Genomic DNA, 20,425 nt, shown 5'->3' on the forward strand with positions numbered 1-20,425 from the left:
ATCAACAGTTAAAAAAGGCGCTGTATTCCCAGCGCCTTGATGATTGATAGCAAACCTATACCGTAGGGATAGAGGCACGCCATGCTTGGTTTTGACTATCAGCGATAGAGCGGAAAAGCTCACGCAGCTCTTTTAGCAAACCTTCTTGGAAGCCAATGTTTTCATCGGCTCTCTGTTTGTCTGCTTGAGCACGAGTTGCTAATACTTCATCCTCTTTGCTTCGAGCTTGAGCTTTCGTTTGCTCTACATTTGCAGCTGAATTCGCCATTTGGCCAAGTCCCTGCAGTACCGCGTTCTTCGATTGGTTTGCGCCCATCATCTTGTCGAACTTGCGGCCACCACTAGCCAAAGTATTTGTCGTGTCAGTAATGCTATCTTTTGCGAACGCATGAGCACGTCTCACTTGATCTTGCTGAGTTTTCGACAAGTTAGTATTGCCCATTAACTCTTCAACCTGATCAAAGCCTGCTTTTTGCGTCTTCAATACATTGTTGCTCGCGACTTCTGCCTTGATTTCTTTACCCGCTTTGAAAGAACCCACGGCACCGATAATAGCAGTCACACCAGCCAATACGCCTGATACTACCGCCATCGCGATCATCGCTTTAGCAGAGTTGTTCAACTCTTCCGCTTGGCTCTTGATGCTTGCAACGTTTGCTTCAACGGCAATTTCACGTTGCAGGACCTGTTGCTCACGGCTTAGCTTAGACACTTGGTAAAGCAGAGTAATCAGAGACAGTGATTGCGAAATGGTATCCGATGGTGACTTAACCACTTGCTCACCATTCAGTGCTTTTTCTGTGGTTTGCATTAATAGATTTACGGTTGGAGCCAACGCGCTCATCAGCTTTTCTACCACACGCGCTTGATCGCCAATCGCAGGCGCTTTTGGCCCATCTAATTGGTAGTTCTTCGCACCCGTTACTGCACTATCATTGCTGCTACGGATAGCAGCAGCTTCGGTTTTAGTCTCAGACGTTTTCTCTGTCTGAGTTGTTTTGCCTAGTTCACCCAAACCGTAAAGGTCAGCGCGTCCAGTATTACTAATTTTATCTAACATAGTTGCTCCTTAAACCGTCGCTGGACGACTCATTACCGCTTGCATCGTTTCGCCTTTCGCCTGAATCATCTGCATGATGACACTCATTAGCTCTTGGAAATCTTCCATCAGCTTAGCGATTTCTTCTTTAAGTTTGTCGATCACCGCTTGGCTAAGCGTCATCTTCGCCCTTAAATCTGTAATGTCAGCTTGGATTTCAGTTACATGCGCATTGTTCGCGGCATGAATACTGTCCGTGGTCCCCTTACCTACGTTAACAGTAAGATCGACGGTCTCAGCACCGTAACGGATTGCCTTCGCGGTGGTTGTCGCCGCTTTAGAACCCATATCGGCAATTTTCGCCATGTTTGTCGCCGCTTTGGTTGCGATATCAGTGACTTTTTGCGCAATTGAGCTTGCACTTTTCGCCGCTAACTTCGCCACACCACTCGCAGCTGCACCACCAAATGTGACTACAGCACCAATGACAGCAGTCGCAATCTCTAACGCCATGACGACTTTATTAAGTATATCGACGTTAATACCGGCCTCTTTCATCGCCTCTTGAACAGCAGGCTCTTGCAGAGTCATATTGATTGCGCCCATCACGCCGCCTGCGATCATTAATGCGCCAGCTGCCGCACCAACACCTGTCGCCACCATGATGGCACCAACGACAATAGAAACCACAGCGCTAACCCAACCGAAAATCTTGGAAGCTAAGCCCGATTTTTGTGCTTCTTTCGCTGCCGCTTCAGACTCTTTGATCTTCTCTAGGTTTTCTGCCATTTCTTGTTCGTGCTTCGCTTTCGCTACCTTCACTTCCTGAATTTTGAGCTCGTTTTGAGCGCTTTTCAGTTTGTCTGTGATAGCAGCCAGTTCAACTTCAAAATCATCTGCATAACCTGAGATGATTTTCACTGCTAGCGAGCCCGTACTGTCGGCAACCGCGTGTAAAACCTTGGCAATCGAGTCTACGATTTTTTGTAGCTGTTCCATGGCTTTAAGCGTAAGGTCATTCACCTTATCGCTGACTGCGGCATTTGGTGCATCAAGCTGAACTTTTACCTTACCGGTGTTCAATGCTTCAGCATCTTTACCTTTTACGTTTTCAACGGTTACTGACGGCGATGCATGAGTAGCGGTCTTGTTAACCTTGTTTAACGTAGTTTGGTCAGAATCAGGCGTGTATACCTGATTCTGAATGCGGTCAAGTGCAATAGAATTCATATTCTAGTTACTCCTTTTGTTTCTCACCGCTTCTAACATGATGCCTGCTCGTTGATGCAAGTCTGCATACTCTGATTTCCCAGCAGACATCTCCTTCGCGCTGTAAAACCCACTCTCTGCTTCCGTCAGTTGCTCAAGCTTGAGGTGACATTCTGCAGAGTGGAAAGGTGGGCGTGGATCATTTACGTCCACAAGCGCAGCGTAGCTGTAGGCGTCAAGCGCCTGCAGGTACTCACCCAGTTCCTGACGAGCCGCGCCCAAACCAATGAAAAATCGCGCTTGATAGTGATCAAGCATGCTAAGCAGCTGAAATACCTTAGCGGCCTGCTCTATTTTTCCTGACTGGAAAAAGTTGTATCCAACCGCGTAAATGTGCTCGATGGTGTCTGCTGATACATCGTGCAGCATTTTTAGCGTGCCCCCCTCTTCCAAAAATGAAAGGAGTTCCTCTGCTTGCATTTGAGATGGGTCAGTTGGCGCGTTTTGTGTAGTCATGGTTATTTATCCTTAAAGGGCTCGTAGGATTTCTTGTAAAATACTGTGGTACTTCTGAACAAATTTGTTCATCGCTTCAACGGTGGCGTTGTACTGAGAACTGGTGTCGTTTAACTCGGTCGTTTTAATCTGCACTTCATCGTTGAGCACTTTAGATTCTGCGGTGACAGAACTGGAGAAATTAGACAGCTTGTCCCCTTCGAAAGGGCCGCTTCCAACTTCCATTCCCTGCTTTTCTAAAAAGTCTTTATGATTGGTGATGTTGTTGTCTTTTAAGTATTTATATTCAGGAGAAGCCTTAAACGCCGCATCATTGTCGTAGCCAAAATCGCTGGCTTTAAAGTTATTCGATTCGTGACCCGGCTGGTAAGTGCCATCAACACTTTGGGTCGAGTGTATTTTTGACTGAACAACACTAAACACTTTCAATTGGATCGTGAGATCTTCGAGTTGCTCTTTTTGCTCGTTACGCTTTTCAAGGCGGTCGACTCGGCGCTCGTTTAGAGCAAACAAGACGCGTTCATCAAAGCGGTCACCGATACTAGATTCAATCACCGACAGTAGATCACGAGCGGTCAATGCGTGCTCAGCATTCACTTCTTTACTGCTAATTTCCTCTGGTGTGATTTTGCCCAAGCGATCATTGAGTTTTTCTAGGTTCTCCATCATTTTTTGATGACGTGAAATGAAATCCGTCCCGATGTCTTGGCCTGCGACTATTTTGTCGAAAAGGAGTCGGATATCTTGTGCGGTGTTTTGTTTAATCCGCTCAAGTTGCTCCGGTGTTGTTTGAGTGACCTGAACATCAAGCAAGCCGTTATAGAACGCATCGATCTGAGTGTTGATAAGCGCAATGGCTATATTGGAGAACAAACTCGATAAGGTGATCGCACTAGGATCCGATTTTATTCTCGCGATCTCGGCATCAAGGATGGTTTGCAGTTGAGTAACACCACCTGCGCCGTAGGCATTTTCAAACTGTCCTTTTACTTGTGTCGCTAAGCTATTTAGCGCATCGGTAAGCTCCTGCTTAGACATGCCCGGAATCCAAGCAATCTTGTTCGCCAAGGCCTGTGCATCAGCGGTGCTGATAGTGATCCCAATGCTATTGAAAGAGACAACAAGTTGAGCGGTAACAGCAGCTCTAAAGCTTTCTTCTGTTAAGAAGTAGTCTGAATTCTTAAGCTCATTAAGGTTGACCGAACCAAGATTAGCAAAGGCATTTCGCAAAAACGGAATAGCACTCTCACGAACCTCACTCGAACTCATCTGCACTGCCAGTGCATTTACAAACGAGCTAATCTCCGCCGTTGCTGCTTTGAGAGCGCTCGTATCTAAAGCTTCAATTTGCAGCGCTTGGTTACTCTGGCTCCCCAAACGGAAATTAGCGACAAAATCGGTCGGAAGCGAGCTGTCGACCTTGTCTTTTAGCTGTGTGCTAAACCAAGATTGGAATTGATGTGCGAGCGTAGTATTAACGCCCATCTCCACTTCTTTAGGTGCGATCTGACCATTCAACGCTTGGTGTTGCAGTGACTGCATCCAATGCGCAGCGGTCTCAGCGGCAGCAGTCCCAGTAAAGGCATCTTGCTTCTTTAACAAGGTGTCCAATGAATCGGCATAAAGATCCAAGCTTTCTTGTTCCGTACGCCCAACGACCATGGGTAATTGGCGAATCAATGACTCTAATTGATTCGGGTCGATATGGGCATCGCTTAGAATGGGAGAAAGGGTCTTAACCAAACTCTGCTGGAATGCGATCTGAGAATCACGATTGGCCGTTGTATTGAGAACTCCGGTAATGGAGTTCATGGTTGTCATATCCGTCATGTAAAAACCTCTAGATCACCATGCCACGCATCATGGTCGGTCGCTTGCGCCTAGTGCCTTTGGTGCTCGCGGCTTGTGGCTGATGCTGTTGTTGTCTGCGGCGTTGTACTTCTTCAAGCAGCTCATGCTCTGCTTGTTTCATCAATTGAGGCGAAGCATTTAACCCATCGAGCAGAATGTTGCCTGCTACCGGACCAACGCCTAATCCTTCGAGTAGTTCATTGAATACGTCAGTCCTGTCTTCTGCATTGCGAATAGCAAGTTCTGAGTTTTCAATGGTTTCAGTAAAGGGTTGCTTCATCTTGGGTCCTATCTTAAAGCGAAGCATCTCTGGGATGCTGTCAGTAACAGTCGAGAGTTTTTACTTTTTTCTCTTTTTAAGTGGGCGGTAATCACTGAGGCGCAAGCAGTACCAATCTTCTTGTTCATCGTGGCTCGCACCGCAGGCTCGTAAGTAGAATTGTGCTAACCGCTGGCTGCTCATGTTGCTACCTCGCAATACATCAACGTTGCCACGAATAGCCCAGTCGAGCGGGTACAAACGGATGGCATGTTCTGCGAGCATAAATAGCGCGGAGAAAGGGTTGCTTAGACCTTGGTTTGGGCTGATTCTTCGCAGTAATACGATGATGATTTCGCCCTCTTCGACACGAAAGACCAGCTCCATCCCATCACATTCATAACGATGACCAAGTAAGATGGTGCTTTTCTGCCAAAAGTAGGGCGTCACTTCGATGCCTGACGCCACTAGGGACTGAGTGAGAAGGCATTCCATCACATACCTACCCTGCCAAGCGGTTGAATATTGATTTGTTGCGTCAGCTCTTGGAACGACAACACCGGCAACTCGTAGTATTCAGATTCAATCAGTTTGCGTACGTAACGGCGCACGTCCATCGACACCACCAGCACAGGCTTATTTGGCATGCGGCTTAAATCACCAATGGTTTGCTTAACGTCGCTGACAAATTGCTGAGTAACAGAAGGGTCAAGCGCCAAGTAACTGCCCGCAGAAGTCTGACGAATGCCGTTACGGATCGTATCTTCCAAACTCTGATCCAACAGATAGGCTGGCAGCATGTTTTGACCGCTGGCGTACTTGTAACAGATATAGCGTTTCAAGCTTGAACGGATGTATTCTGTCAGCTGTACCACGTCTTTCTCTTTCTGGCCCCACTCCACCATGGCTTCTAAGATCACACGTAAATTGCGAATAGAAATGTCTTCAGAAACCAAACGCTGCAGGATTTCCGTCATCTTTTGCAGAGGCACAATACGTTGCGCTTCTTTTACTAGCTCGGAATAGCTGCCTTCCATTTGCTCAAGCAGATAGCGGGTCTCTTGAATACCAATGAAGTCTTGCGCGTACTCTTTCAAAACGTGAGACAAGTGATAAGTCAGAATGCGATCGGGGGTTAAAAAGCCTACGTGACTGTTTTGCAGCTTTTCGTGATGACTTTGATCGACCCAAATGCTCGTAATGCCCGGCAGAAAATCATCATCTTTTTCGTAAGGTACGCCCAGCAAATCAATCTGTTCATTACCTTCTGTCACCAGCAGTTTTTCGCTTTCAATTCGGCCGCGAGCAACTGGCACTTCTTGCAATTGAATCAAGTACTCGCCGTTACTCATTCCTTCGTTGAAGCGCAGGTGAATACCGGGGAACGGCACACCGAGATCGAGATAAAGCGCGCGCCTGACTCGTGCAAGCTCATCGTTCAGAGCCACGGCTTCTAAACTCTCTTGTAAACGAGAATCCAAGTCGATGAGCAGCGGTACTGTCATCGCAAACTCTTCTTGCTCACCCAGCTTACCTTTGCTATTGCGAGATGACGTCGGTTTATTAGGCTTAGCCGCTGGCGAACCAGCTCCTTGGGCGACGAAGCTAGGCAAGTCAGAACTGTCGGATTCGCTTTGTTTTTTCTGTTGGTAGAACAAGAAGAAGCCACCACCGCCAACAATCGCGGCAAGAACCAGGAAGGTAACCTTCGGGAAGCCCGGAATAAGAGCAAACAAGATGAGCAGAACGCCACCAACTAACAAAGCTCTTGGCTGAGCAGTCACCTGACCACCAATATCTGAGCCTAAGTCAGAAGAGTCCTCGTTTGAAACTCGGGTAACGATGATGCCGGCCGTGATAGCGATAAACAGTGCCGGGATCTGCGACACCAGACCATCACCGACAGTCAGGATTGCGAACAGCTCAAGTGCCTCAGAGGCAGACATGCCCTTTTGAGTCACACCGATGGTGACACCACCGAGAATGTTCACCACGATGATAATCAGGCCCGCGATTGAGTCGCCTTTGACGAACTTCATCGCACCGTCCATCGAGCCATACATTTGGCTTTCTTTTTCGATCAATGAACGGCGGTGACGCGCCTCATGAACATCAATAACCCCAGCGCGCATATCGCCGTCGATACTCATCTGCTTACCCGGCATCGCATCAAGAGAGAATCGAGCGCTGACTTCCGCAACCCTTTCAGAGCCTTTGGTGATCACCATAAATTGAACAATGGTGATGATCAGGAAAACAACAATACCGACCACCAAGTTACCGCCGACCACGAAGTTACCAAAGGTGTATACGATCTGACCTGCATCGCCTTGCAGCAGGATAAGTCGCGTTGTCGTAATAGAAAGCGACAAGCGAAATAAAGTAGTGATCAAAAGCACGGCTGGGAATGCAGAGAATTCTAGCGGTGTGGTGATGTAGATAGCCAACATCAATAAGACGACCGCAATACTCATGTTGGTACCGATCAAAACGTCCACTAGTGCCGTCGGTAGAGGCAAGATCATCATAAAGACGATCGCAAGTAGCATCACGGCAAGCATGATGTCTTTACGCTGTCCGGCTTTGTTTAGAATGTCGATCAACTTATTCATTTGATTCACTATTTAGGGATTGTAGATAACGTCGATGTGCGTGTCGGGCACCTTCAACATCCTGTTGTTTCCAGCGAGCTTGGCTTAGGCAAAACCACAAACCGGCTTTATTTGAATGTTCGGTTTTCAATAAGCTTTCACACAGCTCGATTGAACGTGTGTATCGACCTGAATTCAGGCATGCTACTGCTAATGTTTGGCGAGCTTCTTGATGCTGAGGTTCGATTTCCAGCAGTGCATCAAGCAAGGTAATCGCTTGTTCCGGCTTTTGATATTGAACTTGGAGTGCAGCGTGGATAAGCAACAGCTCCACGTCTTTCGTTTGCAACATGGGGCTTAAACCTGAATCAGTAGATTCAACGCCATGGTGAGATAACGTTGGTCTAATTGGGTACTTTGCAGTGTTTCCAGTGCCTGATTGAGCGCATGCGAACCATTTTTCTGCGCCAATTCCTGAAGCCGCTGCTGAGTGGTATCAAACTGTTGACGGTATTTGTCTGGGCGAAGTAGCTCCGAATGCGTCAACTTTGGCTTGGCCAGTGACATCAAGTACTGCTCAGAGGGGCGAAGCTCGTACAGTTTCTCTAGGTGAGTCGCGATGGCTTGACCATCAGGCAACAGCTGAAAACGCTGTGGGAAGTCGTTTTCAACTTGCTCGAGCGAAACGTGAGTAAAGCCTTCAATACCGACGTTTAACGTACTAATGCGACTCATGAATCCGCCACATCTTTATGTAAACGAACCAGTAGAGCGAACGCTTGCTCGATGGTTGGCAAGGTCACTTCATCCCCTTCAATTTGTGCAGAGAAGACCAGTGTCTGTTCATCCAGTAACCCGGTCTTAATAAGGAATGGCCAACCTTGACCTGCATGGCAAAAACTCAACGCCTTTTTAATCGGCTCATTCGACTGGTGCCAAGGCAGCGGTTTCGCCAGCATAAGAAACAGGCAGTCCTGATGCTTCTCGATATGCAGAGTGCCGCTTTGTTCAAAGCTCAGTTGAACACGTCCTGCAGACGAGAAGTCCACCGCTTCAAGCCCCATTCCTCGGCAAAAATCATCGACTGACGCATCAATCCAGTTCATCGTCCCACATTTCCTCTTCTTCTAAATCAATCGCTTCATCAAGCGCTTTTTGCACAGCTTGTATTAGGTTTTGTCGCTGTTCTTCATCGTTAAATACATCAATTGGAATATGGCGAATCAGTTTATGCAGTTCCCTAAAAAAGCTGATTTTTCGCTCCGTGGACGCCAACTCCATGGCGTTCACTAGGTTCCATATCTCGGCACTTCCCACCCAACGCTGTTCAACCAAAGCGATGACGTCTGACATCAAATCAGTAACTTGATAAGCCATAGTTTGCCTGCTGAGGTTTGAACATCTGGTAGAGGTTGCTAACTTGGTCTTGAAGCGTATTCAACGTCTTAAGTTTTTGCATATCGGACATCAGAAGCTGAAGCTTAACAGAGTCAATATTGCTACCTTGAACGCTCAAATCTGCGCTCATGCCCTGCAACATAAAATCGACCGCCGTGGAGACCTCTTTTGCACCAAAACGCTCAACCACATCCTTGTATGCTGAGCCTAAACCTTGGTAGCTGTGTACCGTGTCGCGATAGAAACCACGCAATTGGTGCAAACTGCTAAAGCCTTGCTCTTGGCTGTATTCATCCGCGAAGCTTGAAACACGAATTTCAGTATCAATCTGAGCCCAAGAGTCCGGGTTCTGCTCAAAGGTCAGAATGGCTTGGTCTATCAGCGCCAATAAGTTCTTACTTTCAGGATTGGCTCCAAGGAACTTTTTCACTGCTTGCAGCGCGAGGTACTGATGGCTCTTCTCTTCAGAGAATCCGTTGAGGTACGCCTGTAACTGAGCAATCGTTGATAAGTTGCCGCTTGCCATTTTGGTAGCGAGGTCTTTGATCTTTTGGTTTTTCTCAAGATCAGGCACTTTTCTTAGGTAATCAGAAACCAGCTCATGCGCTTCATTCACGCGAATGCTGCCGTCTTTCACTTTGCGTTTCGTGAGGTCTTTTTCTGCTTTTTCTGAACCTAACGCCGTCAGCTCTTCCATCGCATCAAACAACGACTGAGTTGCATTGTGTACGCGGACAGTTTCACCTCGATAATTACCATTGACCGAGGCTCCCGTGCGGGAAGACTCAAGGTTACTTCGAATTGGCGCGTCAAATTTGTTGCCCGTTAAAATTTGGCTATTGATAGTGCTCATTGATTTGCACTCCTTCCTACAATATGAGCCGAATTATAGGAATTGCATTTTTAATCGGCTGTCAAAATCAGACGTGTTTTTTTAGGGCGTTTTAAGTTTTCTAAAAACTCCCGACCAATAGTCACTATAAATACGGCGCCATCCTTTCTATTCTCCCAGCATCAGTTATTGCGCATGTTTTCTTAAATTGAACGACTTCTCATACATCACCGAAACTCAACAATCGGCCATCAAGCAAACGCGTTTGATCCAAATCCGCGGTCGCGTGACTCAAGTGACTGGCACCATCATCAAAGCCGTTGTGCCTGGTGTTCGTGTCGGCGAGCTTTGTGAGCTACGAAATCCCGATCAAACCTTGTCGCTGCTTGCGGAAGTGGTGGGTTTTCAGCAACACCATGCGTTGCTTACCCCACTTGGCAACATGTTTGGTATTTCCTCCAATACCGAAGTGAGCCCGCTCGGAAAAATGCACGAAGTCGGCGTTGGCGATCATCTGTTAGGGAAAATTCTCGATGGCCTGGGCCGCCCATTCGATGGTTCTCAAAGCACTGAACCGAGCGCTTGGTATCCGGTTTATCGTGATGCGCCGCCACCAATGCAGAGAAAACTGATTGAAAAGCCGATTTCGATGGGCGTGCGTTCCATCGACGGATTGCTCACCTGTGGTGAAGGACAAAGGATGGGCATTTTTGCTGCGGCTGGCGGAGGTAAAAGTACCCTGCTCGCCAAGCTTATTCGCTCTGCCGATGTCGATGTAACCGTGCTTGCCCTCATCGGTGAAAGGGGCCGTGAAGTAAGAGAATTTATCGAACACGACCTTGGCGAAGAAGGCATGGCAAGGTCAGTATTGGTTGTTGCAACTTCAGACAGGCCAGCAATGGAACGAGCCAAAGCGGCGTTCGTCGCGACTTCCATCGCGGAGTACTTCCGCGACCAAGGTAAGCGTGTCCTGCTACTGATGGATTCGGTGACGCGTTTTGCCCGAGCTCAGCGTGAAATCGGCTTGGCAGCTGGCGAGCCACCAACACGACGAGGCTATCCGCCTTCAGTTTTTGCCGCACTACCAAAACTGATGGAACGTGCAGGTCAATCAGACAAAGGCTCCATCACCGCGCTGTATACCGTACTTGTGGAAGGTGACGATATGACTGAGCCAGTGGCCGATGAGACCCGTTCGATACTCGATGGTCACATCATTCTTTCTCGCAAACTGGCGGCGATGAACCACTATCCAGCCATTGATGTGCTTCGCTCGGCCAGTCGTGTGATGAATCAAATCGTCGATAAAACTCATCAAGCGTCCGCGGCTCACATGCGTGAAATGCTGGCCAAATATGAAGAAGTCGAACTGCTGATAAAAATTGGTGAGTACCAACACGGAGCCGACAGTCGCGCGGATATGGCCATCGCACAGGGAGATGATATCCGAGCGTTCTTGCGCCAAGGCACGCACGAGCCAAGTGAACTCGAAGAGACCGTCACACAGCTGCGTGGGCTTGCAGGCTTATGATCGAGCAATTGCTAGAGATAAAAAAAATTCGTGCCGACCGTGCCGATCGCGCGGTTCAGCAACAAGAGTATCGAGTCAATAATGCACGAGCCTCACTCCGAAAGGCGGAACAGTCTGTCGTTGATTATCGTCAATGGCGCGAAGAGGAAGAAGAACGGCGCTTTGCAAAAGCCAAACAGAAAACCGTCGTTCTAAAAGAACTTGAAATATTGCGGCAAGAAATCGCGCTGTTAAGGGAAAGAGAGGCCGATTTAAAACAACGAGCCGCAGAAGAAAAAAAGGCATTAGAACAAGAGAACCAGCGACTCAAGGAAAGAAAGCAAGAAGCTCTGGCCGCCCATAAAACCAAAGAAAAATTCATTCAATTAAACGAACAAGAAATCGCTGAGCAAGCACGCCAAGTGCAGTATCAAGAAGAGCTCGAACAAGAAGAGTTCCGCAGCGTTGTTGTTTCATAGAAGGTAAAGATGCGAGTCAAAAACGATCATCCAAACACAACTGAACGTCCGCAACAGGTTCAACAGAGGCCGGTCAACCAAGTCTCAGAAGAGCTTGAATCTCGCTTTAATAATGCGCTTAAGCCAACGCAAGCAGAAAGCGAACATGAGTCAGAGACTTCTCGTTTATTCGCTGCTGTATTGAACGCAGACAAGCTCGATAGCATGAAGCACAAAGGCAAGGCCAGCAGTGCTATTCCTGAGGCGGGGAAAGAGCAGCTCGAGGGTGGCCAAGAGCAGCCTGAAAACTTAAAAGATCAACCTGCTAATGAGAAGTCAGACGCTGGTTTGCCCCCAGAAAAGCCAAGTCACGATCTCTCAGAAAGAGAGACCCTGCAGGTATTAGACAACAAAGATAAAAACGAAGAGAGCCATAGCGAGACGTCAGAGCGCCCTGCGAAAGAGCCACATTCAGATACCGCTAAACCCCTAAAGCCACACTCTCTAATCGAGCAGTCGGTAGGAAGTAAAGAAACGGATAAATCACAGCCGTTGGGTTCTAACTCTGCGCCAGAAAAAGACTCGAACAATAAGCAAGTCAGCTCGGCAAGCACGGCACCATTAGATAATGGTTCCTCTCGTGATCCTAAAATACCGATGACCAGCTTGCCTAACGCTCTAAAGGATCAGGTATTACCGATTCAGACTGACCAAGCCAATCTGCGTAACAAAACCAATCTACGGAACAAAACTAAGCCATCAACCGTGCAGAGTGTGCTGCAAGGCCAACTGCATAAGTTAGATGCAGCAGCTCATAAACTCGACCCTGCGGCAAAAGACGCTGCTGCTACTGTGGACTCAAAAATTGTCGACTCGAAAGCCGCATTGTCCGCGCTTGAAGAGAAGGTTAAAGCAGTGAAGCACATCGAACTGCGTCATCCAAGTTCAGAGTCGGACGCTAAGCTTCACCCGATGGCTAACCTAAGCCAATCAACAGCGCAAGGCGACATCATACTGAAAAACGTAGAGACACACGCGCCCCAGAACAGAGCTCAAGACGCAAACGAATTGATTAATAAGTTAGTCGACAAGATCTACGTGTCTCTTCCTTCATCAAACGAGAAAGAAGTTCGCCTGCTTCTGAATGAAGGCCAATTAAAAGGTGGCGAGATCTCTATCAAGCAAGACAGTTCTGGCTACAGCGTGCTGATTAAGCAAGAGCACGCTCTTTCGCTGATCAACCAAACGGCTAAGCAAGAGTTGACCGAGCGTCTGCAACGTTTAGGCATCGACCAACCGATTCGGATCTCAGTCAGCGAACAGATGAACCAACAACAAGACCAGCAACGCTCGCGACAACAACGCAGCATTTACGATGAATGGAAGCCTGAGGACGAATGATGATATTAGATTTCCCAAAGGTCGAGCCTTCAAGCATTGCGCTAAGTAATCAACTGTGCGCAAAACAGTGTCACTTTCAAGATAGTCAGAGCAATAGCTTATCGGTCACGCTTGGCCAAAAGCCGGAGTTTTCTGGCTACCGTTTAACACTACTCATTGGTGGACAAACCATTCAAATCGATTTCAGCGGTGCGCAATTACAGCAATGGTTGCATGGCATTCTTGACTCGACGGCATTTGAATCACTGCCAAACTCTTTGCAATTGGCGTTGCTCAGTAGCCAAATTGAGCCCTACACCGACATGATTAAGCGCTTATTTGGACAACTTCCGGTATTGAGCAAGCTGCAAGTTCATGAGCAACCCGCATCAGAAGAAAACGTGTTGATGCTCACCATCAATCGCGATGATGTCTCTCTTAGCCTGTGGGTCCATGAAGGTCGAGATGTGTTGATTGACACTCTGCCAAAGGCGCCCTCTTACCTGAGCCAAAACATCGCACTGCCCTTCTGGTTGAGCTTTGGCAAAACACGTTTGGCACTCAGTCAATTTGAGCAACTTGAACTTGGCGATGTGGTGTTTTTCGACGATTGCTACATCGCGCAACACCAAGTGCTGCTTCAGGTCTCCAATCACAACCTTTGGCGATGCCAACTCGACAATACGACACTCCATATCCAAGAAAAAGAAACCAATATGAACGATATCAACAGCTCTGAAGCACTGACCGACCACCAGCAATTGCCAATTGAACTGACTTTCGATGTTGGTCAGCAAACCATTACTTTAGAACAGCTTAACGCGCTGCAACCGGGTTTTACCTTTGAGCTTAACCAGCCAATTTCTAACCCAGTCACCATGCGAGCAAACGGCAAAATCATTGGTGAATGCGAACTAGTGAACATTAATGAACGCTTGGGTGTGCGCGTTCTCGAACTGTTTGGCGGCAGTCAGGAGCCAGCATGATCCAGTTACCTGATGAACTGAACCTCATCGTTACACTCGCCCTTCTTGCTTTGATTCCTTTCATTGCAATGATGGCGACCTCCTTCGTTAAACTGGCCGTGGTTTTCTCTCTGCTAAGAAACGCATTAGGTGTACAGCAGATTCCACCCAATATGGCCTTGTACGGATTGGCGATCATTCTGTCGATCTTCATCATGGCGCCAGTGGGGTTTGAAACCTATGACTACGTGACCCAGCACGAAATCTCACTTGAAGATTCGGAGAGCATCGAAGGTTTAATCGAGAGTGGATTGCAGCCGTACCGTGAGTTCTTGAAAAAGCACATCCGTGAAACTGAATCGGTCTTTTTTACCGATGCAGCAAGAACCTTGTGGCCACAAAAGTACGTCGACCGTTTGGAGTCAGACAGCTTATTGTTGTTGCTCCCCGCCTTTACCGTGAGTGAGCTAACGAGAGCGTTTGAGATTGGCTTCCTGTTGTACCTGCCATTCATCGCTATCGATCTGATCGTATCCAACATCTTGCTGGCCATGGGCATGATGATGGTCTCGCCAATGACCATCTCACTGCCATTCAAACTACTGCTCTTTGTGTTGCTAGACGGTTGGACCAAGTTGACCCATGGCCTAGTGCTCAGTTACGGATAATGAGGAGAGAAGCATGAATCCGGCTGAAATCATCCACTTTACCACTCAGGCTCTAACGCTTGTTCTATTCTTGTCGCTGCCGCCAATTTTGGTTGCGGCACTTGTCGGTACCTTGGTCTCTCTCGTCCAAGCGCTAACACAAGTACAAGAACAGACGTTAGGCTTTGTCGTCAAACTGATCGCCGTCATCATAACCCTATTTGTTACCACACAATGGCTGGGCGCCGAACTGCATTCATTTGCTACCTTGACCTTGGATAAAATCCCGCAAATACGATGAGTTACGATGATTTGCACCAAGCCCTGTTCCTATACAGCTTGACGCTCCCTAGGTTAATGGCTTGCTTTATATTTTTGCCGATCTTAAACAAACAAACGCTGGGTGGCACCTTGGTAAGAAATGGTGTTTTGTGTTCGCTTGCGCTGTTTATCTTCCCAATGATTAACCAACAAGACCTGCCCGCAGAAACGGACGGGATTTGGTTGATGGTCATCTTAGGCAAAGAGGTACTATTGGGTATGCTGATTGGCTTTGTTGCAGCAATCCCTTTTTGGGCTATTGAGGCGGCAGGGTTTCTAGTGGATAACCAACGTGGTGCTGCGATGGCAAGTATGTTTAACCCCACTCTCGGCTCCCAGTCAACGCCAACGGCTGTGCTATTGACTCAAACCCTGATCACCTTGTTCTTCTCCGGTGGTGGCTTTGTCGCTTTTATTTATGCGCTGTTTAACAGCTATTCGTCGTGGCCTGTGATTAGTTTTTTCCCCACCGTCACTGAGGAATGGGTGCGCTTTTTCTACGCTCAGTTCGAGCAACTTATGTGGCTTGGCGTGTTGATGTCTGCGCCTTTGGTTTTAGCCATGTTCCTTGCCGAGTTTGGACTCGCGCTGATTAGCCGATTCGCCCCACAGCTGAACGTTTTCTCTTTAGCCATGCCGATCAAAAGTGCCATTGCCAGCGTGCTATTGATTGTTTATTTGGCATTGATGATGGACCACTTTCAAGCCCTTTTCTCTGACATCGTACTGTTCAGAGAACAGCTCAATACCATTTGGTAATAACCGACAGGAAGAGCAATGAGCGGAGAAAAAACAGAACTCCCCACCCCGAAAAAACTTCGGGATGCCCGACAAAAAGGGCAAGTCGCCAAAAGTCAGGAAGTCGTCTCATCGGCGTTAATCCTAGCCCTAATTGCCGTCCTATTTGCCTTTGCAGACTACTATATGTCGCACATCTCTGCCCTACTTTTATTGCCGAGTGAGTTGGCTTATCAAGGGTTTCAGGATGCATTGCTTGACGTAGCCATCGCCATCGCCAAAGAAATGGTTTACTTGCTGGCACCGATCCTGATCGTGGCGGCATTGATCGCCATCATGTCGAACATGGGGCAATTCGGCTTGCTATTTAGTGGTGAATCCGTCAAACCAGATATCAAAAAGATCAACCCTGTCGAAGGGGCAAAACGAATTTTCTCGCTAAAGAGCATCATTGAGTTTATTAAGTCGATTCTTAAAGTGTCGCTGCTTTCCTGCATTATTTGGGTCACGCTTCGGGGCAACTTAAACACGCTACTGCAAATCCCGACATGCGGATTAGAGTGTGTGCCGACCATCACCGGCGTATTGGTGAAACAACTCATGATCATCTCTTCCGTCGGCTTTATTGTGATTGCAGCTGCCGATTACGCATACCAAAAGTTCGACCACACCAAGCAACTGAAGATGACTAAAGACGAGGTCAAACGCGAATATAAAGAGATGGAAGGCAGCCCGGAAATCAAGAGTAAGCGTCGTCAGTTACACCAAGAGCTGCAAGCTTCGAACCAAAGAGATAACGTTAAGCGTTCGAATGTGTTGGTCACGAACCCAACCCACATCGCGATTGGTTTGTACTATAAAAAGGGCGAAACACCGTTGCCTGTGATAACCCTTAAAGAAACCGATGCGATGGCAAAACGTATGATCGCGATAGCCCACGAAGAAGGCATCCCTGTGATGCAAAAAGTACCACTCGCACGTGCTCTTTATGCCGATGGTCAGTTAAACCAGTACATTCCTGGCGATCTTATTGAAGCCACCGCTGAGATCCTGCGTTGGGTTGCGTCTCTTGAGCAGTCTGAGGAGTAACGGGAAACGGGAAACGGGAAACGGGAAACGGATTTATTTTGTCTTTATTGACACAGGTATTAGCAACGTTTTTAAGGATTTTAACTAAACAAAAGGGAGCATCTGCTCCCTTTTGTTTTTCTTCTTAATTAGGATTTCGCCGCGAGCTGTCTTTTAAACTCAACGGATTAAATCCAGCCTTCTGCTAAGTACATCAATCTTAACTGGCTTGGTGAGCCTAGCTTCTCTAACGCTGACAATTGCCCTTCATTCAGGTTCGGGCTTTTATCCAAGTACACGCGTCCGTTCGCTGCATCAAGAGGCAGTTTGTAGGTCAAGGTCTTATTGATGTCCTGTGCCTTACCTTGATCAATGGCTCGGACGGCTGGCATCAACCAATCCCAATCTTCACTCAGCAGTTTCTTAAACGCACCATTCGCCACGGATTCAGTTTGACTTGGAGCATCTTCCACACTCAGTTTAAGCACAGGATCGACATCTGGTACTAAATGCTCGCTAGCATCTGAGCCCAGCATCTTCTTAAGCGTCAAACGCGCTGTTTCCATTTCCTGTGCTTCTTTCGGCGCCTGAGGAGACGTCATCGACTTGTCCTCTTTTGGGCCTAAATACGCCATCAAAGCACGAACTGACGCGGCATCTTGCATACTAAAGGTAAAGTCTCCTTTGCTGTTAGACACTTCAATGCGCGGCAGTACACCAGACATAGGATCTTGGCACAGCACCTCTTGAGCTTCGTTATTCAAACCATATGAGCCCGCTTGACCTGCCACAAAACCAGATCCACTGATTAAGCCAGATGCCGCAGCACTGCCTATTGCTTCTTTTGCAAGAGGGAGCACACCCGCCGTTCCCACAGAGTTAACTCCAAAAGCACCAAGACTGCCTGTCGCCATCCCTAATGTTGCTGTAACAGCGCCTTCAGTCGACAAGGTGGCGTGCCCGTGAGCTAAGGTTTGTTGCATCGGCAAAGCAAGTCTCTGATCACGACCGGGCAGTTGCGCAATTAGATCCAATTGATGATGGTAAGCCTCCGCATCGCCATTTACCGCTGCTTTGTGCAACTCGCGACCTGTCGCCACCAGCAATCCAACGCCCGGCAAGGCAAGGTTAATCGCCGCATTCACCCCCGTGCCTTTGAGCTTCTCTTTTGCCATCTCAAGCAGTTCTGCACCAAAACCATCCATTTTCCCTGGATGTTGTTTTTCGAGGCTCACCTGTAAGCGCGGATCGTGACTGATTGAATCAAACGTACCTTTGAGGTTTTCATAAGCGCTAGCGTCAATCTTAACCTCTTCCAGCAAGTTCACTACTTCAAGGATCTTTCGTTCCGTTAGCGGTTCACCTCGGTACCCTGATGGGCTGACAAGGGAAAAAGCTAACAGTGCCGTCTGTGGTTTTTCTTCTTTTAGCAGTGCCTGTTTTAAATCAAGGTGAGTCTTAATATTTTCTTGAAAGTACTTTGGGTATTTGGAGCGCAGTAAATGTTCACTCACTGCCGCAAATTTTTGCCCTTTATGGAAGGTCGACGGCTCTTTTACCTTGCCACGCTTACTGATCACTCGGTCATCTTTTTGCGCCGCCACAGAGCGAAATTGATCTAAGCTAGGGACCGGGCTTTGGCTGATTTTATTGGTTGGATTTACCATGGATGAACTCCTTAGACTCGAAGGGTCTGTACGTGAGATGGCTGTGTGTTGGGTAATGGCGTGATGTCTTGGTCTAGCATCGAAAATCGAGCCTGCCAGAGCTGAGCTTGCTCATTGAGCGCATGGAACCAAGTTGACAAACTCGCGGCATCTAAGTGCTCTATTGGCTTCCTGCCTGCAAGAACAAGCTGCCTACCATTTGGTGCCAGTGACAGGGTTAGCCCCCCTTCTGCAATGGCAAAGTAATTGGCATAAGCTATGAGCTCAAGGCCTTTCACCCTCAGCTCACCCGTTTTTTCGAGTCCGCCAAAAGCCACGGACAGAATAAGTTCGTTGTTATCTGTTGCGCTAAAATAAATAACATAGCGGTCATCAACTAATAATTGACAGCGACCTTGTTCAGAAAAGTTAAGTGGCGGTAGCTCATTTATCTCACAAAACTCATTTAATAGAACTTGTAGTGTATTCATTGCAATTCCCTCTATTTACTCTCTCTAGTAAACCGTAAATAGAGATTTTGCGATGTCGAAATTGGCTTTTATTTTGTTGTTTTCCATTCCCTCTCGTGAACTACTGCACAAAATAATAGAAATAAATACTTGAATAAAACCTAGCGGAATTAATATAAAAATCCGTTTTAAACAAGATATTTAAAGATAATAATCCATCAATACATTTAATTGATTAATTCAAGGGGGGGGAAACATCAAAACCAGTAATAAAAACTTATTACTTCGGTTTCACACTTCAATATTTATATATAACTCACAACGAAAAAGAGCGACTTTCGTCGCTCTAAATATGGAGTGGATATTTACTTAATCCCGTGAAGGCTAAGCTCTGCGCTTAAAGCGAGAGGCGTAAATGAATCGTTTCTCAGCTCAGCTATCGCATACAGCATACGCCCCATACGACCGTTCCCATCCGTGAAGCCATGGTAGCCAATCACGCCAGCAAACAACTGCTTACCCAGATCTTTATCTGCCACTGGGTTTTCTTTCAAAAAGCCCTCTATGTGCTGTTTTAGCATGCCTTCACCACCAATGCTTGATGGAAGTGCGCCACCAGCCGTCGCTGGGCCTCGGTAATCTCTTTCAATATTCGGCACCGCTCGCGCATGAAGCTCTTTTAAGTTATCCATGTTCAGCAAGTCTTTATCATTGGCCGCGTATTCTTTAAGAAGCGCAGTAATATTATCAGCATCGTTTCCTTTCGAAGTCGATGCGTTAATGATCCAAGCCGCCGCGCGTTCAAGGTTGTTCGTCGTGCCCGTTTTATTGAACTTATCTTCCGCTAGCGAATCCGCATAGACACCCGAACTCAAGTCTTTGTTTGCCAAACCTTCAATATGTGCTTGTGCCGCTTTTAAGTTCTTAACCTCGGTTTCAAATACAACTTCCAAGCCCATCGCGGTATTTGGGTTGTTCTTCACGCCCATCGCACCGCCACCAAAAGCTTTGACAACTTTGCCAGCTAATGCTTTTGTTGCACCCTCACCAATTTGTGACTTCAAGTCCTGTCCTGATTTCGTATCCAATAGCGATTCTGACATCGCGCGCTCAGCCAATTGGTTAAGTTCACCACTGTCTGACTTAATCGCCTGAGCATCAAGTCGGCTAAAGGCATTTAACACATCGGCCGGCGTTTTAAGGCTGGCATCTTTAAACAGCATTTGACCGTGCTCAACAGAAGAACTGGTTTGCAAGCGCTGAGCTTGTCCAAGCTCATTATCGAATACCGATTTCGTAATCGCTTTCGCTACTGAGTCTGTGTTGCCTTCTCTAAATAGCTTACCCGTTGCTTCAAAGAATCGAGCGACTGCACTATTACTTGGGTTTGAACGAACAAACTGCTGAGTATCTGCATCGATCTTATATTCCTTGCCACCAACATTGAGTTTGCCTTCACTTAGAATCTCATTTCGCGCTTGCGGAAGTGCCGCTTGAAGTGCGCTTACGTTTCCAAAACTAATCATT

23 protein-coding genes are annotated in these 20,425 nt (G+C 47.4%); 8 read left to right on the forward strand and 15 right to left on the reverse strand.

Annotated elements, in window-relative coordinates; genetic code table 11:
* Positions 1–55: 55 nt before the first annotated feature.
* Genes vopD through sctW form a run of 12 tightly spaced genes read right to left on the reverse strand, consistent with a single transcriptional unit; the run spans position 56 to position 9,716 of the window.
* Positions 56–1,060, reverse strand: a complete 1,005-nt coding sequence (gene vopD / locus GXP65_RS09155) for a type III secretion system translocon subunit VopD (RefSeq protein WP_162092636.1) — start codon at positions 1,058–1,060, stop codon at positions 56–58.
* 9 nt (positions 1,061–1,069) lie between these two features.
* Positions 1,070–2,269, reverse strand: a complete 1,200-nt coding sequence (gene vopB, locus GXP65_RS09160) for a type III secretion system translocon subunit VopB (protein WP_162092637.1) — start codon at positions 2,267–2,269, stop codon at positions 1,070–1,072.
* 3 nt (positions 2,270–2,272) lie between these two features.
* Positions 2,273–2,764 carry a SycD/LcrH family type III secretion system chaperone VcrH gene (gene vcrH / locus GXP65_RS09165; RefSeq protein ID WP_005426175.1) on the reverse strand — a complete coding sequence of 164 codons (492 nt, stop codon included), beginning with the start codon at positions 2,762–2,764 and terminating at the stop codon, positions 2,273–2,275.
* 12 nt (positions 2,765–2,776) lie between these two features.
* Entirely contained in the window at positions 2,777–4,594 is a 1,818-nt protein-coding gene (locus GXP65_RS09170; protein ID WP_162092638.1) for a virulence-associated V antigen, read from the reverse strand.
* Between the two features lie 10 nt (positions 4,595–4,604).
* Positions 4,605–4,895 carry an LcrG family type III secretion system chaperone gene (locus GXP65_RS09175; RefSeq protein ID WP_005426293.1) on the reverse strand — a complete coding sequence of 97 codons (291 nt, stop codon included), beginning with the start codon at positions 4,893–4,895 and terminating at the stop codon, positions 4,605–4,607.
* Between the two features lie 60 nt (positions 4,896–4,955).
* A complete protein-coding gene (locus tag GXP65_RS09180; protein WP_162092639.1) occupies positions 4,956–5,369 on the reverse strand; it encodes an LcrR family type III secretion system chaperone in 414 nt (137 codons plus the stop codon).
* Positions 5,369–7,495: a SctV family type III secretion system export apparatus subunit VcrD gene (gene vcrD, locus GXP65_RS09185; protein WP_346265903.1), complete on the reverse strand. Its 2,127-nt coding sequence runs from the start codon at positions 7,493–7,495 to the stop codon at positions 5,369–5,371. The genes GXP65_RS09180 and vcrD overlap by 1 nt, the downstream gene beginning before the upstream one ends.
* Positions 7,479–7,817: a type III secretion system chaperone VscY gene (vscY, locus tag GXP65_RS09190; RefSeq protein ID WP_005426237.1), complete on the reverse strand. Its 339-nt coding sequence runs from the start codon at positions 7,815–7,817 to the stop codon at positions 7,479–7,481. Before vscY ends, vcrD begins: the two co-directional genes overlap by 17 nt.
* A 5-nt stretch (positions 7,818–7,822) precedes the next feature.
* Positions 7,823–8,200 (reverse strand): type III secretion system protein VscX, encoded by a 378-nt coding sequence (gene vscX, locus GXP65_RS09195; RefSeq protein WP_005426245.1) that lies wholly within the window; start codon positions 8,198–8,200, stop codon positions 7,823–7,825.
* On the reverse strand, positions 8,197–8,571 hold the full coding sequence (gene sycN, locus GXP65_RS09200; protein WP_005426085.1) for a type III secretion chaperone SycN: 375 nt from the start codon (positions 8,569–8,571) through the stop codon (positions 8,197–8,199). The genes vscX and sycN overlap by 4 nt, the downstream gene beginning before the upstream one ends.
* Positions 8,558–8,842: a TyeA family type III secretion system gatekeeper subunit gene (locus GXP65_RS09205; protein WP_005426113.1), complete on the reverse strand. Its 285-nt coding sequence runs from the start codon at positions 8,840–8,842 to the stop codon at positions 8,558–8,560. Before GXP65_RS09205 ends, sycN begins: the two co-directional genes overlap by 14 nt.
* Positions 8,823–9,716 carry a type III secretion system gatekeeper subunit SctW gene (gene sctW / locus GXP65_RS09210; protein WP_012127547.1) on the reverse strand — a complete coding sequence of 298 codons (894 nt, stop codon included), beginning with the start codon at positions 9,714–9,716 and terminating at the stop codon, positions 8,823–8,825. Before sctW ends, GXP65_RS09205 begins: the two co-directional genes overlap by 20 nt.
* 187 nt (positions 9,717–9,903) lie before the next feature.
* On the opposite strand from sctW, the gene vscN reads away from it, so the two are divergent.
* From vscN to sctU, 8 genes are read left to right on the forward strand one after another with little or no spacing between them, the layout of a single operon-like run.
* Entirely contained in the window at positions 9,904–11,226 is a 1,323-nt protein-coding gene (gene vscN / locus GXP65_RS09215) for a SctN family type III secretion system ATPase VscN (protein ID WP_038875771.1), read from the forward strand.
* On the forward strand, positions 11,223–11,684 hold the full coding sequence (locus GXP65_RS09220; RefSeq protein ID WP_005528941.1) for a YscO family type III secretion system apparatus protein: 462 nt from the start codon (positions 11,223–11,225) through the stop codon (positions 11,682–11,684). Before vscN ends, GXP65_RS09220 begins: the two co-directional genes overlap by 4 nt.
* Before the next feature lie 9 nt (positions 11,685–11,693).
* Positions 11,694–13,064, forward strand: a complete 1,371-nt coding sequence (locus GXP65_RS09225; RefSeq protein WP_162092641.1) for a type III secretion system needle length determinant — start codon at positions 11,694–11,696, stop codon at positions 13,062–13,064.
* Positions 13,064–14,029, forward strand: coding sequence for a type III secretion system cytoplasmic ring protein SctQ (gene sctQ / locus GXP65_RS09230; RefSeq protein WP_162092685.1), 966 nt, complete (start codon positions 13,064–13,066; stop codon positions 14,027–14,029). Before GXP65_RS09225 ends, sctQ begins: the two co-directional genes overlap by 1 nt.
* Positions 14,026–14,676 carry a SctR family type III secretion system export apparatus subunit VscR gene (vscR, locus tag GXP65_RS09235; RefSeq protein WP_005426130.1) on the forward strand — a complete coding sequence of 217 codons (651 nt, stop codon included), beginning with the start codon at positions 14,026–14,028 and terminating at the stop codon, positions 14,674–14,676. Before sctQ ends, vscR begins: the two co-directional genes overlap by 4 nt.
* A gap of 13 nt (positions 14,677–14,689) precedes the next feature.
* Complete coding sequence (vscS, locus tag GXP65_RS09240; RefSeq protein ID WP_005426136.1) at positions 14,690–14,956, forward strand: SctS family type III secretion system export apparatus subunit VscS; 267 nt, start codon at positions 14,690–14,692, stop codon at positions 14,954–14,956.
* A complete protein-coding gene (gene sctT, locus GXP65_RS09245; protein WP_005426270.1) occupies positions 14,953–15,735 on the forward strand; it encodes a type III secretion system export apparatus subunit SctT in 783 nt (260 codons plus the stop codon). Before vscS ends, sctT begins: the two co-directional genes overlap by 4 nt.
* Before the next feature lie 18 nt (positions 15,736–15,753).
* Positions 15,754–16,803 (forward strand): type III secretion system export apparatus subunit SctU, encoded by a 1,050-nt coding sequence (sctU, locus tag GXP65_RS09250; RefSeq protein WP_005426254.1) that lies wholly within the window; start codon positions 15,754–15,756, stop codon positions 16,801–16,803.
* 167 nt (positions 16,804–16,970) lie between these two features.
* Here sctU and GXP65_RS09255 read toward each other — a convergent pair whose 3' ends face one another.
* The 3 genes from GXP65_RS09255 to GXP65_RS09265 form a co-directional block, all read right to left on the reverse strand.
* Complete coding sequence (locus tag GXP65_RS09255) at positions 16,971–18,449, reverse strand: CesT family type III secretion system chaperone (RefSeq protein ID WP_162092642.1); 1,479 nt, start codon at positions 18,447–18,449, stop codon at positions 16,971–16,973.
* A gap of 11 nt (positions 18,450–18,460) precedes the next feature.
* On the reverse strand, positions 18,461–18,919 hold the full coding sequence (locus GXP65_RS09260) for a CesT family type III secretion system chaperone (RefSeq protein ID WP_162092643.1): 459 nt from the start codon (positions 18,917–18,919) through the stop codon (positions 18,461–18,463).
* Positions 18,920–19,263: 344 nt separating this feature from the next.
* The gene (locus tag GXP65_RS09265) at positions 19,264–20,424 is read right to left on the reverse strand and encodes a VopS family T3SS effector adenosine monophosphate-protein transferase (protein ID WP_162092644.1); all 1,161 of its coding nucleotides are present in this window, start codon (positions 20,422–20,424) and stop codon (positions 19,264–19,266) included.
* Position 20,425: the final 1 nt, after the last annotated feature.

The organism is Vibrio sp. LB10LO1 (assembly GCF_010092875.1).
GTDB lineage: Bacteria > Pseudomonadota > Gammaproteobacteria > Enterobacterales > Vibrionaceae > Vibrio > Vibrio campbellii.

What these genes read in the sequence shown, in the direction of transcription:
- vopD (WP_162092636.1), bottom strand. Translation starts at nt 1,060, where the DNA reads ATGTTAGATAAAATTAGTAATACTGGACGCGCTGACCTTTACGGTTTG.
- vscR (WP_005426130.1), top strand. Translation starts at nt 14,026, where the DNA reads ATGATCCAGTTACCTGATGAACTGAACCTCATCGTTACACTCGCCCTT.
- sctU (WP_005426254.1), top strand. Translation starts at nt 15,754, where the DNA reads ATGAGCGGAGAAAAAACAGAACTCCCCACCCCGAAAAAACTTCGGGAT.
- sycN (WP_005426085.1), bottom strand. Translation starts at nt 8,571, where the DNA reads ATGAACTGGATTGATGCGTCAGTCGATGATTTTTGCCGAGGAATGGGG.
- sctT (WP_005426270.1), top strand. Translation starts at nt 14,953, where the DNA reads ATGAGTTACGATGATTTGCACCAAGCCCTGTTCCTATACAGCTTGACG.
- GXP65_RS09265 (WP_162092644.1), bottom strand. Translation starts at nt 20,424, where the DNA reads ATGATTAGTTTTGGAAACGTAAGCGCACTTCAAGCGGCACTTCCGCAA.
- sctQ (WP_162092685.1), top strand. Translation starts at nt 13,064, where the DNA reads ATGATATTAGATTTCCCAAAGGTCGAGCCTTCAAGCATTGCGCTAAGT.
- GXP65_RS09255 (WP_162092642.1), bottom strand. Translation starts at nt 18,449, where the DNA reads ATGGTAAATCCAACCAATAAAATCAGCCAAAGCCCGGTCCCTAGCTTA.
- sctW (WP_012127547.1), bottom strand. Translation starts at nt 9,716, where the DNA reads ATGAGCACTATCAATAGCCAAATTTTAACGGGCAACAAATTTGACGCG.
- vcrH (WP_005426175.1), bottom strand. Translation starts at nt 2,764, where the DNA reads ATGACTACACAAAACGCGCCAACTGACCCATCTCAAATGCAAGCAGAG.
- GXP65_RS09225 (WP_162092641.1), top strand. Translation starts at nt 11,694, where the DNA reads ATGCGAGTCAAAAACGATCATCCAAACACAACTGAACGTCCGCAACAG.
- vscY (WP_005426237.1), bottom strand. Translation starts at nt 7,817, where the DNA reads ATGTTGCAAACGAAAGACGTGGAGCTGTTGCTTATCCACGCTGCACTC.
- GXP65_RS09180 (WP_162092639.1), bottom strand. Translation starts at nt 5,369, where the DNA reads ATGGAATGCCTTCTCACTCAGTCCCTAGTGGCGTCAGGCATCGAAGTG.
- vopB (WP_162092637.1), bottom strand. Translation starts at nt 2,269, where the DNA reads ATGAATTCTATTGCACTTGACCGCATTCAGAATCAGGTATACACGCCT.
- GXP65_RS09205 (WP_005426113.1), bottom strand. Translation starts at nt 8,842, where the DNA reads ATGGCTTATCAAGTTACTGATTTGATGTCAGACGTCATCGCTTTGGTT.
- vscS (WP_005426136.1), top strand. Translation starts at nt 14,690, where the DNA reads ATGAATCCGGCTGAAATCATCCACTTTACCACTCAGGCTCTAACGCTT.
- GXP65_RS09175 (WP_005426293.1), bottom strand. Translation starts at nt 4,895, where the DNA reads ATGAAGCAACCCTTTACTGAAACCATTGAAAACTCAGAACTTGCTATT.
- GXP65_RS09170 (WP_162092638.1), bottom strand. Translation starts at nt 4,594, where the DNA reads ATGACGGATATGACAACCATGAACTCCATTACCGGAGTTCTCAATACA.
- vscX (WP_005426245.1), bottom strand. Translation starts at nt 8,200, where the DNA reads ATGAGTCGCATTAGTACGTTAAACGTCGGTATTGAAGGCTTTACTCAC.
- GXP65_RS09220 (WP_005528941.1), top strand. Translation starts at nt 11,223, where the DNA reads ATGATCGAGCAATTGCTAGAGATAAAAAAAATTCGTGCCGACCGTGCC.
- GXP65_RS09260 (WP_162092643.1), bottom strand. Translation starts at nt 18,919, where the DNA reads ATGAATACACTACAAGTTCTATTAAATGAGTTTTGTGAGATAAATGAG.